The organism is Hymenobacter daecheongensis DSM 21074, from assembly GCF_900141805.1.
In the GTDB taxonomy this organism is placed as follows: Bacteria; Bacteroidota; Bacteroidia; order Cytophagales; family Hymenobacteraceae; genus Hymenobacter; species Hymenobacter daecheongensis.
Window position 1 is genome coordinate 477986 of the sequence record NZ_FQYN01000004.1, and the last position, 17112, is coordinate 495097.

A 17112-nucleotide genomic window follows, 5' to 3' on the forward strand; every position below is an offset into this window, starting at 1 on the left:
GAGTTAAGGCCGTTGGCGGCAGCTCAATACCCGCTCAGATTACCAGCCAGATTTCATCCTTTAGCGTACGTTGATTCTGTCCCTGTCAATTACCAACCCTCGGTCTATGAATCTGCACCACGTCCGCCGCGGCACCGGCCGCCCCCTCCTGCTCGTACACGGCATCGGCGGCAGCTGGCGCTCCTGGAATACTGTTATCGACGCGCTGGCCGCCGAGCGCGACGTGGTAGCCATCGATTTGCCCGGCCACGGGGCCACGCCGCCGCTGCCCGGCGAAAACTCCATCGGCACCTTCGCCGATGCCCTCACCGCCTTTCTCACCCAGCACGATTTGCTTGGCATCGATGCCGTAGGCAGCTCCATGGGCGCGCGGCTGGTACTGGAGCTGGCCCGGCGCGGCGGCGTGCTCGGCGCGGTGGTATCGCTGGACCCCGGCGGCTTCTGGCAAGGCTGGGAAATTCCGTTTTTCTACCATTCCGTGGCCGTTTCGGAGAAGCTCGTGAAGGCCCTGCAGCCCGTGATGCCCGCGCTGGCCGGCTCGGCAGTGGGCCGCACGGTGCTGCTGCCGCAGTTTTCGGCCCGGCCCTGGGCCGTCGATTCGGCGCAGGCGGTGGAGGAAATGCGCACGTTTGGCACCACCCCGGTTTTCGAGGAGCTGCTGGACCGGCTGGCCCACGGCGAGGTGCAGAAGCCCGCGCCCAAAGGCAGCATCCGCGAGCCGCTGGTTATCGGCTGGGGGCGGCAGGACCGCGTGTGTCTGCCCGGCCAGGCGAAGCTGGCGCTGAAAAAATTTCCCGATGCGCGTCTGTACTGGTTCGAAAACTGCGGCCACTTTCCGCAGTGGGACCAACCCGAAGAAGCCACGCGCCTGATTCTGGCCGCTACCGGCCGCCACGCCTTCACCGATGCCGACATTGCCCGACGCGAGCCACGAAAAGCGGCGGCCCCAACCGTACCGAAAGCCGCGGTGATTGGGGTAGCGCTGGCGGTGCTGGCGGGCGGCATCTGGTCGCTGGCAGCCCGGCGGCACCGCCCACGCGGGGCGTAGGGTTGGCGCGAGAGGCCGGACCACCAGATCCAGGCTCACCCAGAGGCATCCCAGGACGGCCGCGGTCAGAATTCCAGAATAAACCCAATCGTCGGGGTCACGCTGGGGTCATTGTTATCGAGCAGCACCGGCACGGCGTTGACCCCGTCGGGGCGGATGGGCTGGCCGTCGGTGGTGGCAAAGCCGGAGTTGTCGGGCAGGCGCTGGAAGGTGTACTCGGGCAGGGCGGGGTTGCGTAGCACGAAGGCATTCTGCACGTCCAGAAACAGATCCAATGACAGTCGCCGCCAGTTCAGGCGCTTATCCAGGCGGAAGTCGAATTGCTGAAAGCTGCCCAAGCGCCGCGTGTTCAGCTGCTCAAAATCGAGCACGCCGCGACCCGTGGTGAGGTAGCTGGCCTGAGAGGCGGCCAGGTTGTAGGGCGTGTAGGGCGAGCCGCCGGCTAAGCGGTATTTGAAGCCCATTTCCCAGCCCCGATTGAACTTGCGCCCCAGCAGCGCCGAGGCCAGCAGGCGCGAATCCCAGGCCGACGGCCGGTACTGCCCGGTGCGCCCCGTAAACTCGGAGCGAAAGCCCGTAAGCGACGCCACCGCGAATACTTTGCGGGTCAGCTTCTGCTGAAAAAAGAACTCCAGCCCATAGGCCCGGCCCCGGCCCGTACTGGTCACAGCCTCATTGCCGAGGGCCGCGAAATCGCCGCCTAGGTTGGCCAGGCTCAGCCCGTCGCGCACCGACACGGGGTAATGGGCGTATTTCTTGTAGAAACCTTCCAGGGTGAAGCGCGTGGCCGGCAGCGGCAGCCACTCCACACCCGCCACATAGTGGTCGGAGCGGATGTAGCGGTTGCCCTGATTGACCGGGTTGCCGGCCTCGTCGCGGAAGCCAAGTAGCGTGCTGGGCGGAATCTTGTAGTAGCGGCCCACCGAGGCGTTCAAGTTCACCTCGGGCAGCAGCGCATACGAAGCCGACACGCGCGGCGACAACGTGCGGGCCAGGTTGGCCCCGCCCTCAGTGAAGGAGTTGCCATCGGTGCGCAGGCCGGCCGAGAGCGTCAGCCGGTCGCCGGGCAGAAAGGCGCGGGTGAGCTGCCCAAACGCGCCGAAGCGGAAGAAATCGAGGTCACTCTGGAAGCGCACATCCACACCGGGCTGCAACACCTGGCCCTGGGTATCGAGCACGGGCCGGCGTACGCGGTTGAAGAAACGGTTGTCATATTGCACGTACTGGCCCACCGCGCCGTAGCTGTACTGCCAGCGGCCCTGGGTGCCGTTCACGTCGGCGCGCAGCTTGTTTTCCGTCTCGCCCGAGCGGGTGAGCAGAATGCGCCGGCTCTCGTCGCCGGCCACACCGTCCTGAAACTGATCTAGCTTGTTGTACAGCTGCGTGCGGCTCAGGGCCACATTCAGAAAGCCCTGTCCCAGCAGCCGGCGCAGCGCTACGCCCACGGTGTAGTTCCACTGATCGACGGTGGGGTTCTGGCGCAGAATAATCTCCTTTTCGGGCGACGACTTTTTGGGCACGCCCACCTCAAAGTGGTCGATGGCCCCGATGCCCAGGCTGGTAAGAGTGGTTTTGGCCCCGAGCCGGGTGGTGGTTTTGTACTGAAAATCCCAGTAGTCGGGCCGGATAGGCAGGTCGAGGGCCTTGAACAGAAGCTGCAGATACGAGCGCCGGGCCGAGGCCAGAAAGGTGGTGTTTTTGGTGAGCGGGCCTTCCAGCGTGCCGGCCACTTCGGTAGCCGAGGTGCGCAGGTTGCCCTGCAGCCGGTCGGGGTTGCCCTCGCGCTGCCGGAACTGCAGCACCGAACTCAGGGCATTGTCGTAGCGGGCATTGAAGGCCGAAGTGCTTAGCGTCACGTCCTCAATGAAGCTCACGTTCAGAATGCCCGTGGGCCCGCCCGCGCTGCCCTGGGTCTGGAAGTGGTTGATGATGGGCACCTCGATGCCGTCGAGGTAGTACACGTTTTCATTAGGCGCCCCGCCCCGAATGATAATGTCGTTGCGGAAGCCGGAGGTGCCGCCCGTGCCGCCGCCGCCCACGCCGGGCAGCGTCTGTATCACCTTCGAGATGTCGAAGTTGCCGCCGGGGTTGCTCTTTATTTCCTCGGTATTGATGCGCTGCACGCTCAGGGGCGTTTCGGCCGTGGCCACGCGGGTGGCGCGGTTGGCCGTCACCTGCACCTCGCCCAGCTGCTGCGCGTCGGCGCTCAGCTCCAGGTCGATGATGTTGGCGTTGCCGCTGTTTACCTGTACGTTGGCCCGCAGCAGCGGCGCGTAGCCAATGAAGCTGGCCCGCAGGTTGTAGCTGCCCGTGGGGATGCCCGTGAGGCGGTAGCGGCCGGTGGCATCGGTACCGGTGCCCAGCTGCGTACCTTCCAGCACCACCGTCACGCCGGGCAGGGTTTGCTGGGTGGCCCGGTCGCGCACGATGCCGGTGATGCTGCCCGTGGCCTGCGCCAGCGCCGCCGCACTGCTCAGCCACAAGCCCAGCAGGAGGGTAAATCGAAAAAACATAGAATGGGGAAGAGAGGTAAGGCAGACGAATATGCAAACCGAACGATGTAGCGTTGGTTTTGGCCGCTGTGCTTTTTGCCCTGTGCAGCGGAGGGTTTCAGGATGCCCCCAGAAATAAGAACGTCCTGCTGAGCGCATTCGAAGCATCTCTACCGCTTCGTTAGGTTACTACTCAAACAGCGTGGTAGAGATGCTTCGACAAGCTTAGCAGGACGTTCTTATTAAAGCACAGAACACCTGTAAAATCTTGAAAATCAATCAGCTCAACAACCAGCCTAAAAAAACAAAACCCCGCCCGGCGCGAAGCCAGACGGGGTTTTGAAAAGGTAAAAAGTGGAGCTGCAGGGATTCGAACCCTGGTCCAGACAAGGAAACCGACGAGCCTTCTACGTGCGTATCTACGCTTGAATTTTCATGGTACTCCGGGCGCGCATCAGGCCCGTAGAGTCCCCTTAGATGCAGTTGGGTTTCGCCAGCGAGTCACACCTCCTCACTGACTATCTTCTACTTACGACGCCCCGTGCTCACCCGTGTAAAAGAGAACGGATGCGGGACGATGACAGTGCTTAGTACCTAGACTAGGCAGCCATGGCGTAGCTATACTCGCCAGTTATTGTTCGAATGATTTTTTTACAGGAGATCCACTCAACTCCTGGCACGCTTACTCGCGACTTGCGCAAGCTGTCAATTCCGGTCAGCCCCAAATGGTAAAGAACGATTCCCGCTGCCAGCGGCGGCGGGGTGCGAATGTACGCAATCCGGGGCAATAACGTTCGGAAACCCCGGGTTTGTTCCCTTCCAAAGCCCGGCTTTTCGGGGTATCTTTGCCGGAAGGAGTATGGAAAATTTCGTCGTTTCGGCCCGCAAATACCGTCCTGCCACGTTCCGGAGCGTGGTGGGGCAGCAGCACGTGACTACCACGCTGCAAAACGCCATTGTCAGCAAGCACCTGGCCCAGGCCTTCCTGTTTTGCGGCCCGCGCGGGGTGGGCAAAACCACCTGCGCCCGCATTCTGGCCAAAACCATCAACTGCGAGTTCGTGGAGGAGCACGTGCGCCAAGGCCGCAAGGTGTCGGAGCTGCTGCAAGCCCGGCCCGACATCGTGCCCGCCGCCCTGCACCAGGCCCCGGACCCCGATAACACGCCCTTCGAACTGGAAGCCTGCGGGCAGTGCAGCTCCTGCCGAGCCTTTCAGGAAAACGCCTCCTTCAACGTGCATGAGCTGGATGCGGCCTCCAACAACTCGGTGGAGGACATCCGCAGCCTGGTGGAGCAGGTGCGCTACGCCCCGCAGCAGGGCCGCTTCAAGGTGTATATCATCGACGAGGTGCACATGCTCTCGAATGCGGCCTTCAACGCCTTTCTCAAGACGCTGGAAGAGCCGCCGTCCTACGCCATCTTTATTCTGGCTACCACCGAGCGGCACAAGATTATCCCCACCATTCTCTCCCGCTGCCAGATTTTCGACTTCAACCGGATTCGGGTCGACGACATTCGGGGGCACCTGCGCTTTGTAGCGACGCAGGAGAAAATAGGGGCCGAAGACGACGCGCTGCACCTGCTGGCCCAGAAGGCCGACGGCGGCCTGCGCGACGCGCTGAGCATGTTCGACCAGATGGTGACCTTCTCGGGCCACAATCTGACCTACAAGGACGTAGTGCAGAACCTGCATATTCTGGACTACGAGTACTATTTCCGCCTGATTGACGCGCTGCTCAGCGAAAACCTGAGCGCCACGCTGCTGCTGCTGGATGAAGTGATGCAGAACGGCTTCGACCTGCACAACTTCGTGGTGGGCGCCGCCGAGCACCTGCGCGGCCTGCTGGTGTGCAAAGACCCGATTACGGTGCAGCTGCTGGAAGTGTCGGATGGCATCCGGGCGCGCTACGTGCAGCAGGCCCAGGCCGCGCCGTTGGCCTTCCTGCTCTCGGCCCTGAACCTGGTCAGCCAGTGCGACCGGGAATTCAAGCAGGCCAAAAACCAGCGCCTGCACGTCGAGCTGATGCTGATGAAGCTGGCCTACCTGAACGGGGCCGTGCAGTTTGCCCGCGACCTGACCGCCGGCCCCGCCGCCTCGACCAGCAACGGCGAGGCGAAAAAAAAAACTAGTGTAGCGCCGGCCGCCGCCCCCAACGGAGCCACTGCCCCGGCTGCCAACGGCCTGCTCAGCACCAACGGCACCGCGGAGGCTGCGGCAGCTTACGGGCCAAATGGCGGCAGCGCGGCGGCCCAGACTCCCGTCCCATCCAACATTCAACCTTCAAAACTTAGCATTTCCTCCGCTCCCGCCGACCCGGAGCCAATTGTGCCCATCGAAAGCGGTGTAGAAGAGCTGCACGACACGCCCAGCATTGAGGATGAGGCCTCTACGGAAGTGCCCACCACCCGGCAAATGCGCGACACGGTGCCGCACGTCGAAATCGGAAGGCCCAGCATTGCCGGGCACGAGCCGGGCCAGCCCGCCGTGACGGCCGCGCCGCTGCCGCCCCGCCCGGGCATAGCCGCGCCCAAGCCCATCAGCCTGGGCACCAAGCTGCCGGGGCTGGGCAGTCTGAAGGAGATGCAGGCCCAGCGCGAGCAGCAGGCCGCCGCCGGCAAAGCCCCGGCCGAAGCCGAATCCAGCGGCCCCGCCACCGGCCTGCCCGCCATCGATGAGGCCCTGCTGCAACGCGTTTGGGCTGAGCTGACCCAGGAGCGCAAAGACCACAGCCTGAGCGAGTACACCATCCTGAACCGCCCCTTCCAGGCCAACGAGCAGCACCTGATTGTGCTGCGCGTGGACAACCCGATTCAGGAAGACCAGTTCAACGAGTTCCGGGCGGGTTTTCTCGGCGAGCTGCGCCGCCGCACCGGCTACCCCCGCCTCAATGTGCAGGCCGAAGTGGTGGAGCGCATCGATACCGGCCGCAAGCTCTACACTTCCTCCGACAAGATGGAGTACCTGATGGAGAAATTCCCGATGCTCGCGGTGATGAAGCAGCAGTTGGGATTGGATACTGATTAGGGGCTGCACCATTGCCAAAAAGAGCGTCATGCTCAATCTGGCGTCCGCTTGTCGAAGCATCTTTCCCGCTTCGCTACCAAAGTGACTGTCATCCTGAGCTTGCGAAGGACCTTATCACGATAGCGCGAATCGCTGTCATGATGGCCGTTCAACTGGCATAAGGTCCTTCGCAAGCTCAGGATGACAGATACCTTAGCAACGACTGCACGCGAGATTCCTCGACAGGCTCGCAATGACGTTCTGGTCGCTGACTGCCGGCTTTCCGGCCCTCCTATAAAGAAAATTTTCCACTTCGCGCCGGAACCGGGGTCAAACGGGGCCGGCGGCGTTTTTTATTGCCATACCAGCCGCCTATCTTTGGTCCTTATTGCCTCGCTCTGAATGCCGCCCGGACCTCCCGTGAAAAAACCATTTCTGCTTTTATTTCCGGCGTTGGCAGTATTCAGCCTTACCCAGTGTCAGACCAGCAAGCCTGCGGTTTCGGGCACTGCCGCTGCTCCGGGCACCACGGTGGCTCCCACTCAGCCCAAGGAATACAAGTACGAAACCGTGGCCGGCGACCCGCTCAAGGCCCGGATTTATACCCTTGCCAACGGCCTGACGGTTTATCTGTCTGACTACAAGGACGCGCCGCGCATCCAAACATATTTGGCCGTGCGGGCGGGCTCCAAAAACGACCCGGCCACGGCCACCGGCCTGGCGCACTATCTGGAGCACATGGTGTTCAAGGGCACCTCGCGGCTGGGAACCCAGAATTGGGCCGCCGAAAAGCCCGAGCTGGACAAGATTGAGGCGCTCTACGAAGTATACCGCAGCAAAACCGACCTGACCGAGCGCAAGCGGCTCTACCACCAGATTGACTCCATTTCGGGCGTGGCCGCTAAGTATGCGGTGGCTAACGAGTACGATAAGCTGATGGGCGCCATCGGGGGCAAGGGCTCCAACGCCTACACTTCGGTGGAGCAGACGGTGTATCAGGAAGATATTCCGGCCAACCAACTGGAAAAGTGGGCTGCCGTGCAGAGCGAGCGACTGGGCGAGTTGGTGCCGCGCCTGTTTCATACCGAGCTGGAAGCGGTGTATGAGGAAAAAAACCGCACCCTCGACAGCGACTTCAGCAAAGCCTACGAGGCGCTGAATGCCAGCCTCTACCCGCGGCACCCCTACGGCACCCAGACCACCATCGGCACGATTCCGCACCTGCAGAATCCGTCCATCACGGAGATTAAAAAGTACTTCCAGCAGTACTACGGGCCCAACAATGTGGCCCTGTGCCTGAGCGGCGACCTGGACTACGACCAGACCATCCGCGTTATCGACCGGTATTTTGGCCAGCTGCCCAGCCGGCCGGTGCCCGCGTTTACGCCCCCGCAGGAAGCCCCCATCACGGCGCCCATCGTGAAGGAAGTGTTGGGGCCGGATGCGGAGAATGTGCTGCTGGGCTTCCGCTTTCCGGGCACCACCACCCACGAGGCGCTGCTGGTGCGCATGATCGACAAGATCCTGACCAACGGCCAGGCTGGGCTGATCGATCTGAACCTGAACCAGCAGCAGAAGGTGCTGCAGGCCACCAGCTTCGCTGATGTCAACAACGACTACTCCACGCACGTGCTGTATGGCACGGCCCGCCAGGGCCAGAGCCTGGCGCAGGTGCGCGATTTGCTGCTGGCTCAGCTGGAGGAAATCAAGCAGGGCAGGTTTCCTGATTGGCTGATTCCGGCCATCATCAACAACGAGCAGCTGCAGCGCACCAAAAGCTACGAGAGCAACGAGGCCCGCGCCGGCGCATTTGTGGCCGCCTTCGTGGCCCGCGAAAACTGGCGGGACTTTTTGGGCCAGTACGAGGAGTTCGGCAAGATTACGAAGGCCGAAGTGGTGGATTTTGCCCGCAAAAACTACGGCCCGAACTACGCCCTCGTCTACAAGCGCACCGGCAAAGACCTGACGGCCGCCAAGGTGGTGAAGCCCGCCATTACGCCGGTGCCCGTGAACCGCGACGCGGCCTCGACCTTCTACAAGGAAGTAACCAGCCGGAAAGCGCCCGAGCTGCAGCCGGTGTTCGTCGATTACAAGAAGGATATTCAGGAGCTGAAGCTGGCTTCCGGCGTGCCGGTTTTCTACACCCAGAACACCGAAAATAAGCTCTTCAACCTGTACTACGTGCTCGATATGGGCACGAACAACGACCCCAAGCTGGGCCTGGCCGCCGACTACCTGCAGTATCTGGGCACCGATAAGTACACGGCCGCGCAGCTTCAGCAGGAGTTCTACAAGCTGGGCTGCTCCTTCGGTGTGAGCAGCGGGCCCGACCGGATATTCGTGAGCCTGAGCGGGCTGGACCAGAATTTCGAGCCGGCTCTGCAGTTGTTTGAAAGCCTGCTGGCCAACCCCAAGCCGGATGCCGCCGCCCTGAAAGACATGGTGGCCGGTACGCTCAAAGCCCGCCAGGATGCCAAGCTCAACAAGCAGGTAATCCTGCAGCAGGCAATGGTGAACTACGCCAAGTACGGCCCCAAAAATCCCCTCACCAGCCAGCTGAGCGAGAAGCAGCTCAAAGAGCTAAAGCCCCAGGACCTCACCGCCCTCACCAAAAAGCTGACCAGCTACCAGCACCGCGTGCTGTACTATGGCCCGCGCCCCACGGATGGCCTGACAACGGTGCTCAACACCAACCACCGCGCCCCCGCCCAACTGCTGCCCGTGCCCGCCGACAAGGACTTCGCCGAGCAGCCCATCAACTCCCGCCAGGTGTATTGGGTGGACTACAACATGGTGCAGGCCGAAATCCTGTTTCTGACCAAGGGCGATGTGTATGACCGGAAGCTGGTGCCCACGGTGAGCGTGTATAACGAGTATTTCGGCAGCGGCATGGGCGGTATCGTGTTTCAGGAGTTGCGCGAGTCGAAGGCGCTGGCGTATGCGGTTTCCTCCAGCTACGCCAATGCCAGCAAGCTGGGCCGCTCCAACTACATCCTGTCCTACATCGGGGCGCAGAGTGATAAGGTGCCCGAGGCGATGGCCGGCATGACGGCCCTGCTCACGGATATGCCCGTGGCCGAGGCCAACCTGCAGATTGCCAAGGATGCCATCCGCAACAGCATTGCCACCGAGCGCATCACCAAGGCCGATATTCTCTTCAGCTACGAGCGCGCCCGTCGCCTCGGCCTCGACTACGACCTGCGCAAGGATGTGTATGAGCAGGCCCCCAACCTCACCTTCGACCAGCTGCGCCAGTTTCAGCAGGCCAAAATCAAGGGCCAGAACCAGACGATTCTGGTTATCGGCTCCAAAGACCGTCTTAATTTCAAGGAGCTGGCCAAGTACGGCCAGCTCCGCCAACTCACGCTGAAAGAGATTTTCGGCTATTAAATGTTCAACGAAGGACCTCACCCCCTAACCCCCTCTCCTTGGGAGAGGGGGGACTAGTTCTAAAAACTAGAAAAACCACTTCTAGAGAAGTCTAGAACTAGTTCCCCCTCTCCTTAGGAGAGGGGGCTAGGGGGTGAGGCGACCGGCAGAACAATCCTTCAAAATCAACCCAAACACTAATAACTGTCAACTAACCACTGGCACCTTTTTAACAATGGCAGAACAGAAAATCACCATCAAGAACGGCAAGCTGAGTGTGCCGAATACGCCCGTAATTCCTTTCATTGAAGGCGATGGGACGGGGCCGGATATTTGGGCGGCTTCCGTGCGCGTATTCGATGCTGCCGTGGCCAAGGCCTACGGCGGGCAGCGGAAACTGATGTGGAAAGAGGTGATGGCCGGCGAAAAGTCCTATAAGCAGACCGGCAACTGGCTGCCCAATGATACCTTGGAAGCCTTCCGCGAGTACCTGGTGGGCATCAAAGGCCCCCTGACTACGCCTGTGGGCGGCGGCATCCGGAGCCTGAACGTGGCCCTGCGCCAGGAGCTGGACCTGTATGCCTGCGTGCGCCCCGTGCGCTGGTTCGAGGGTGTGCCCTCGCCCGTGAAGCGCCCCGACCTGACGGATATGGTCATCTTCCGCGAAAACACGGAGGATATCTACGCCGGCATCGAGTACATGAACGGTACGCCGCAGGCTCAGAAAATGCTCGAATTCCTGCAGGATGAGATGGGCGTGAAGAAAATCCGCTTCCCCGAGTCGTCTTCGTTCGGCATTAAGCCGGTGAGCAAGGAAGGCACCGAGCGGCTGATTCGCGCGGCTATCAAGTATGCGCTGCTGCACAAGAAGCCCTCGGTGACCATCGTGCACAAGGGCAACATCATGAAGTTCACCGAAGGGGCCTTCAAAACCTGGGGCTACGAGCTGGCCGAGCGCGAGTTTGGCGACAAAGTGTACACCTGGAGCCAGTATGACCGCACGCTGGCCAAGCAGGGCCAGGAAGTGGCCGATGCCCAGCAAAAGGCGGCCCTCGACGGCGGCAAGCTGCTCATCAAGGACAGCATTGCCGATGCCTTCCTGCAGCAGATTCTGCTCCGCCCCGCCGAGTACTCGGTGGTAGCCACCCTGAACCTGAACGGCGACTACATCTCCGACGCGCTGGCCGCCATTGTGGGCGGTATCGGCATCGCGCCGGGGGCCAACATCAACTACCTCACCGGCCACGCCATATTCGAGGCCACCCACGGCACCGCGCCCAAGTACGCCAATCAGGACAAGGTAAACCCCGGCTCGGTGATTCTCTCCGGCGCCATGATGCTGGAGCACCTGGGCTGGCAGGAAGCCGCCGACCTGATCTACAAAGGCATCGAAGCCGCCATCGCCGCCAAGCGCGTCACCTACGACTTCGAGCGCCAGATGGAAGGCGCCACGCTGCTGAAATGCTCGGAGTTCGGGGATGAGGTTATCGCCCGGATGTAGTAGCTTGGTGGTTGCTTAATCAACGGAAACCCCGCGTTGGCTTTGGCTGGCGCGGGGTTTTGCTTTTCTAACCTACAATATTATGAAACAACCGATAGCCTTCGCAGACGAATACGGAAACACTTCGTTTGACTTTGAGAGACAGAGTACGCATTTCATTGTTGCTAGCATCATTGTCAATAAGCATGATCTTGGCTTATTGGAAGTACAAGCAGAAGAGATAAGGAGAAAGCACTTTCAGACAGGCGAAATAAAGTCTAAGAATGTTGCTACTAATTACAAGCGCCGCCTTCTCATCCTAGATGAGATAGGCAGAATGGATATTCAAATATTTGCTGTTGCTGTTGACAAAAGAACTTTATATAGTGAAGGATTCAAACATAAAGCATCATTCCACAAATTTATAAATGGCCTTGTCTATAAAGAGTTATACAGAACATTACCTAATTTGACATTGGTTGTAGATGAACACGGGTCTAATGACTACATGAGAGAGTTCAAGGAGTATGTAAAGAAAAATCATATTCGCGACCTATTTCATGGGTCTTATTTCGACCTTGAAAACAGTGAGCAAAATATAATGATACAAATAGCTGACTTTATAGCTGGCACAATAGGACACCACTACGACGAGAATCAGAAGAAAAGGTATGCTAATAAAGGATTCGACACATCTGTCTTCCTTAGTTCTATAAGACATCAAATATCGAGTATTAACGAATTCCCACCAAGCTATAAAGATTTAAAATACTATCCCATTGAAGAAGACGAAAAGAAAGTATTTGATGAAAATATCGCCAATTTAAGTCTAAGATATGCCATAGACTTTATCGAAAATAAGCAGATAACTAACCCGGGTGACAGCGAACAAATTTCGTTTCTCAAACTATTATTATTCTATCAAAGGTCTTATCTTAAACAAGGTTTTGTACCTACAAAAGAACTTATCAACCATTTGAATGCTGGCAGGGAACCTCGACTAACCGAACTATATTTCAGAACTTCTATTGTTGGAAAATTGCGTGATGCAGGCGTCTTAGTAGCCAGTAGCAGTAGTGGTGACAAAGGGTATAAGTTACCTACAAGCGTTTCAGATATTTATCAGTTTATCAACCATAGCAATAGCATTATTATTCCTATGGTGAACAGAGTTAGGAAATGCAGAGAACTTATCAAGCTGTCTACGAACAATGATTTAGATATTCTTGATAAACCCGAGTATTCCGAGCTTCAACAATTACTAGACAACATATAAAGCCATGTCCCCCGCAGTCGCTCGGCTGTGCCGAGTGACACCTACGCTTTGAGCAGCTGCGCTACGAATTGAACCGCGCCGCGTGAACGAATCCAAACGGCGTGGGATGCTCGCGGCGCAGCCGCTCCTCGTAGAAAGTCACTCGGCACAGCCGAGCAACTGCACGGAGCTACGGCAGCACGATTAAAAGCTCAACGCTACGATTGAAGGGCAATAGCTGGCTAGGCTTCACGATCCGGTAGTTGCTGAAATCGAAGAACGCGGAGCTTGATCCATAGCTTATGCTAACAATCCTGTCCCGCTCTATGCCTTTTGCTGACAAATACTTCTTAATTGATTCAGCTAAAACTTCTGATATATTCTGCGCATACTCTTTCGTAACGCCTTGGGCGAATGAAGCTTTCAGCTGTACCTTGAACGAGGGATTATCCTGCAGTATCCGCAGCAGGGCTTGTAACTTTGGCACCTCTTGCATTGGTATATTTTTCTTATCATATTCAAAGAATACGGTACCAAACCGCAGTTGAAAATCAGAATCAACTGTCCTGATATTACTATTTCCAGTCATGTAGACCAGCATATCAGTCAGGAGATTTATATCATGGTCAAAACCGCTTTTCAGCACCTTCAGATCTACTTCCTTCTGCTTTAGCTGCTGCTGCTTCAGCTTTAGATTGCCATCAATAACAGTGGCTCTTTTTTCACTGATCAGCAGATTGTCCTTTTCGGTGGCCAGCGACCTGCTTATTGCACCCAGCTCCGCCCTCTGATTCGTGATTTTTTTCTCCAATAGTAGCAGATTGATTTTTGCCTGCTTGATGTTTTTGGTAAGCGAATCTATTTCCAGCGTTTTTTTATGGTTCTCCCGCTTTTTCTCCGCAATCTGCAGGGTGGCCTCAATATTCTCGGTTCTGAAAACCGGCTCCAGCACCAACTTAAACAAGCCCAGAAAAGCGCCCAGTCCCAACACCCCCGAGATGAGAGTTTGCAGAAACCCCAGGTTGGCATACCACGCCGCATCGAGCCGCTTCTGCACTTCCTGGTTGTCGGCGTCCAGCTTTCGACGCTCGGCTTCCAGCTTGCTGATTTCAGCGGCCAGCTTGGTTTTCTCCAACTCTTCCAGCGACAGCGCAGCCTGGGTTTCTCCGTTCTTTTGTTTGGCCATAGCGACGAGCGAAATATCCGCTCATAATATATAGACAAAGCGCCTCATATCCATTCTCAAGCGTATTGCCCGCGAGTCCCCGCGCCGCCGGCCCTTCTGCCCCGCCCCCAACTGGCGCGAGTTTGGGCGCAGCCGTAACTCGTGACCAGCCGTGAGGTGGAGGTTGTACCTCTACTGCCGCAACGCAGCAAACATGAAACCGCTCCGCCTGGAGAAATCCGGGCGGCGTTATCGTTCGGGCGGGGGAGGCGCAGCCTCCCGGCAGGAACCGGCACGAGTTACGCGGCGCTAAACTCGCGCCAGCCCCCGATAGCCGGCAACCGGACGAATACTGCCGCGGCTACTGTCGCATCTGCTTAGAACCAATGGTTTCCAAGCTCCGGGGAGTTCTATTCAGCCTAAAACCAATTGTTTTTGGGCCGGGTGGAACTCCCCGGAGCTTGGAAACAAATGTTTTTGAGCTCCGGGGCATTCCCGCAGGGCAAAACCAAATGCTTTTGCTCTGTTCCGGCGCCTCGCAGCCTAAAACCATCTGGTTTTGCCCTGCGAGGACTGCTAGTGGCCTGGGGTTAGCCCCATTCGGCTCGTGCTGGTGCGCGGCACAGCTGCGGCCAGCCGTGGGGCGGGTTGGCGCCAACTCCGCTGCCGGGCGCGGGGGCGAGGTTATTGGTCGAGGACTACGTCGAACGCTACTTTCTCGGGCGCTACGGCGTCGGGGTCGGAGCTGCCGCGCAGCACCAGCGTGTAGGCTTTGCCGGGCTGCAAGGCAACCGTCTGGGTGAACAGCTGGGCCTGATTGCCGTTGGTGCGGGTGGCCTGCAGCGTGTAGGCACGGGCCTCTACGGCCTGATAGTCCGTGATGGCGCCCCAGGCGACGGCCGCGAACAGTGGCGCGGCGGGCTGCCCCTCCGCCACGCGCAGGTCCGTGGCTTGAGCGGCGATATTGAGCACCCGCACTGATGCTTTGCCGGCCACGGCCGCCGGCAGCGCGGGCAGCTCGGGCACTACCCGCACCGACGTGCTCATAAAGCCCGAGCCGTAGGTGAACAAGGAATACCGCTGGTTTTTAGCAACACTGAATTGGGGAAGCTGCACCCAGTTCGTGCCCAGGCTCGGCGGGTAAGGCAGCATAATCTTGGTAAAATAAGTGCCCACCGTGATGGCCTGATAGGGAGCCGCCGTGCCGGGCGCGGCGGCCGGCCCCACTTCCTTATCGGCCAGTACCAGCCGGATATCGCCCTGCTGCAGGGTAGCCGACGGCCCCACCGACAGCGTATTCACGATACGGACGTAGCCCTGATCGGGAGCCGGCGCCGGCGCGGGCAGGTCTTCGTTTTTACGGGTGCAGGAGGCCAGCAATGCGGCAGCGGCGAAGATGGACAGGCGTAGCGGGTGCTTCATGAAATAAGGCGGCAAGGATGGAAGGAGTAGCCGCGCTTTTCCCAAATAGTATACCAAAGCAGGGACAAAAGCAGCGGCATTGTGGCTTCGCAAAGACAGGTGCGAGCCGCCGCTACTGGCTGCGTAGTGGGCAGCCGGGCTGCTTGCGCGGCCCAAAAGTGGTGCTGGCGCGCCAGCCGCGGGCCGGTGCAGGCCGCTACTCCAGTAGCGCTGCCACCGCCATAAGCGCCTCCCGCGACGTTTCAATGCCGTGGCCGGTGTGGGGAAATGTCTGGACACCGCGCAGCCCCCGCAAGTGCTGCCGCGCCACGGCCACCGACTTTTGGTAGGGAAACAGCAAGTCATGCTCGCCTACCAATAGATACACCGCCGCCGTCACCCGCGCCAGCTCCGCGGGAGGCATAGCGTAGGGTTTTGGGGTCCGGTCGCGGTATTCGCGGATGGCAAACAGCTCGAAGTCGGCCAGCAGCTGCCGGGCGGGCGCGGAAAGCTGGTGGTGAGGCGGGCAGAATACGGCCGCGTCCAGGAAGGTCAGCACGTGGCCCATGGTAGGCCGTAGCAGGGGCAGCAGATTGTAGTAGAGGTTGCGCCACCCCAGCGAAAAAGACTGCAGACACCCCGGATTCAGCAGCACCACCTTATCGACCAGCTCGGGCGCTACCTGGCTTAGCTTTAGTGCCAGCAAGCCGCCAAACGAGGCACCCAGAACGTGCGCCTTTGCCAGCCCCAGCTGGCGCAGCAGGTCGGCGGCCCAGTGGCCGTAGCCGTCGCCTTTCACGGCGGGCGTGGCGCCGTGGCTCAGGCAGGGCTGCCCGTTCACGTCAATCAGAAAAAGCCGGTACTTCTGCTTCAGCGGGGCCAGATTGTTGTCCAGGTCCCAAAACAGGCTCACGGTGCGGAAGCCGGGAAATATTACCACTGCCGGCCAGTCGGTCTGCTCAGCATTCAGAGTCCACACCACCGTTGGGCCCAGCAGCGAGGGCACCGTCAGGCGCCCATACTGGCAGCCGTTCAAGGCCTCCACCTGCTGCACCCAACGCCCCAAGAATGCCTCGGCCCGGGCCGGATCTTTAAACTCGGAACAATAAGGAGCGGCAACGGACACGGCGGTTTTCATGGTGCAAATCAAGCCACCGCCGCCCGATCAAAAGTTGGTTCACACCAAGTTTTCAGATGCGGATAGAGTTATACAGCTTGCTGAAATTGGTGGGGTCGATGTGCAGGTAGCTTGCAATGTATTTGTGCGGCACAAGCTGAAATAAAGGGGCACTGCGCTGCGTGAACCGGATAAAGCGCTCATCGATGCTGCACGCGTGAAACTCGCGGTGCCGCTCGGCCAGCCCTACAAACTTAGCTTCCACCATCTTGCGAAACAGGCGCTCGAGCTGCTGCGACTGGTCGAACAACTCGTTTAGCCGCTGAAACGATACGCACCCCAGCCGGCTCGCCGTCAGGGCCCGAATGGCGTACTGCGACGGGTTCTGGTTGAGAAACGAATCCGGAATCCCGGCCAGCGACGGCGGGTACGAAAACGACACCACGTGCTCCTTGCCATCATTGTTGAAGTAGGCAATCTGCACCCCTTCGTATACAAAGTACAGGTCGCGCTCCACGCTGCCTTCGCGCACAATCAGCTCGCCTTTCTGGTAGCTTACCGGCTGCAGCTCGGCAAACAGCAGCTCATACACGCTGTCGGCGGTGTCGTGAAACTTGCGCAGAAAGGGCTTGTAGTCGGCGAGCGTAGCGGCCGCCACGGCGTGGAAATCAGGCATAGCGAGGGGCGGGAAATAGCTTACCGCCTAAAATTAAAGAAAAGAACCGGCCCCCCGGAGGCATCAGCGCGCCACCTTATTCTTTCTATCCGTTACTTTCCGCTT

10 protein-coding genes and 1 other RNA gene are annotated in these 17112 nt (G+C 59.2%); 5 read left to right on the forward strand and 6 right to left on the reverse strand.

Annotation, left to right across the window (positions count from 1 at the left end; translation table 11 throughout):
* The first annotated feature begins 106 nt into the window (after positions 1 to 106).
* Positions 107 to 1048: an alpha/beta fold hydrolase gene (locus BUB62_RS10160; RefSeq protein WP_073109499.1), complete on the forward strand. Its 942-nt coding sequence runs from the start codon at positions 107 to 109 to the stop codon at positions 1046 to 1048.
* A gap of 65 nt (positions 1049 to 1113) precedes the next feature.
* Here the strand turns inward: BUB62_RS10160 and BUB62_RS10165 are convergent, their stop codons facing one another.
* Positions 1114 to 3561: a TonB-dependent receptor gene (locus tag BUB62_RS10165; protein ID WP_073109502.1), complete on the reverse strand. Its 2448-nt coding sequence runs from the start codon at positions 3559 to 3561 to the stop codon at positions 1114 to 1116.
* A 331-nt stretch (positions 3562 to 3892) separates the two neighbouring features.
* Positions 3893 to 4263, reverse strand: a transfer-messenger RNA (tmRNA) gene (gene ssrA, locus BUB62_RS10170).
* A 136-nt stretch (positions 4264 to 4399) separates the two neighbouring features.
* Between ssrA and dnaX the strand changes: the two genes are divergently transcribed.
* The 4 genes from dnaX to BUB62_RS10190 all read left to right on the forward strand — a co-directional run bounded on the left by dnaX (position 4400) and on the right by BUB62_RS10190 (position 12669).
* Positions 4400 to 6565: a DNA polymerase III subunit gamma/tau gene (gene dnaX, locus BUB62_RS10175; protein WP_073109506.1), complete on the forward strand. Its 2166-nt coding sequence runs from the start codon at positions 4400 to 4402 to the stop codon at positions 6563 to 6565.
* Positions 6566 to 6964: 399 nt separating this feature from the next.
* The gene (locus tag BUB62_RS10180; RefSeq protein ID WP_234988668.1) at positions 6965 to 9934 is read left to right on the forward strand and encodes a M16 family metallopeptidase; all 2970 of its coding nucleotides are present in this window, start codon (positions 6965 to 6967) and stop codon (positions 9932 to 9934) included.
* A 214-nt stretch (positions 9935 to 10148) separates the two neighbouring features.
* Complete coding sequence (gene icd / locus BUB62_RS10185) at positions 10149 to 11414, forward strand: NADP-dependent isocitrate dehydrogenase (RefSeq protein ID WP_073109509.1); 1266 nt, start codon at positions 10149 to 10151, stop codon at positions 11412 to 11414.
* An 82-nt stretch (positions 11415 to 11496) separates the two neighbouring features.
* Positions 11497 to 12669, forward strand: a complete 1173-nt coding sequence (locus BUB62_RS10190; protein WP_073109512.1) for a DUF3800 domain-containing protein — start codon at positions 11497 to 11499, stop codon at positions 12667 to 12669.
* 169 nt (positions 12670 to 12838) lie between these two features.
* On the opposite strand, the gene BUB62_RS10195 is transcribed toward BUB62_RS10190, so the two are convergent.
* From BUB62_RS10195 to BUB62_RS10210, 4 genes are all read right to left on the reverse strand, one after another.
* The gene (locus BUB62_RS10195; RefSeq protein WP_073109515.1) at positions 12839 to 13834 is read right to left on the reverse strand and encodes an OmpA family protein; all 996 of its coding nucleotides are present in this window, start codon (positions 13832 to 13834) and stop codon (positions 12839 to 12841) included.
* A gap of 663 nt (positions 13835 to 14497) precedes the next feature.
* A complete protein-coding gene (locus BUB62_RS10200) occupies positions 14498 to 15235 on the reverse strand; it encodes a DUF4397 domain-containing protein (protein WP_073109518.1) in 738 nt (245 codons plus the stop codon).
* A 196-nt stretch (positions 15236 to 15431) separates the two neighbouring features.
* On the reverse strand, positions 15432 to 16352 hold the full coding sequence (locus BUB62_RS10205; protein WP_073109521.1) for an alpha/beta fold hydrolase: 921 nt from the start codon (positions 16350 to 16352) through the stop codon (positions 15432 to 15434).
* A gap of 52 nt (positions 16353 to 16404) precedes the next feature.
* A complete protein-coding gene (locus tag BUB62_RS10210) occupies positions 16405 to 17007 on the reverse strand; it encodes a Crp/Fnr family transcriptional regulator (protein WP_084538973.1) in 603 nt (200 codons plus the stop codon).
* Between the last annotated feature and the right edge of the window lie 105 nt (positions 17008 to 17112).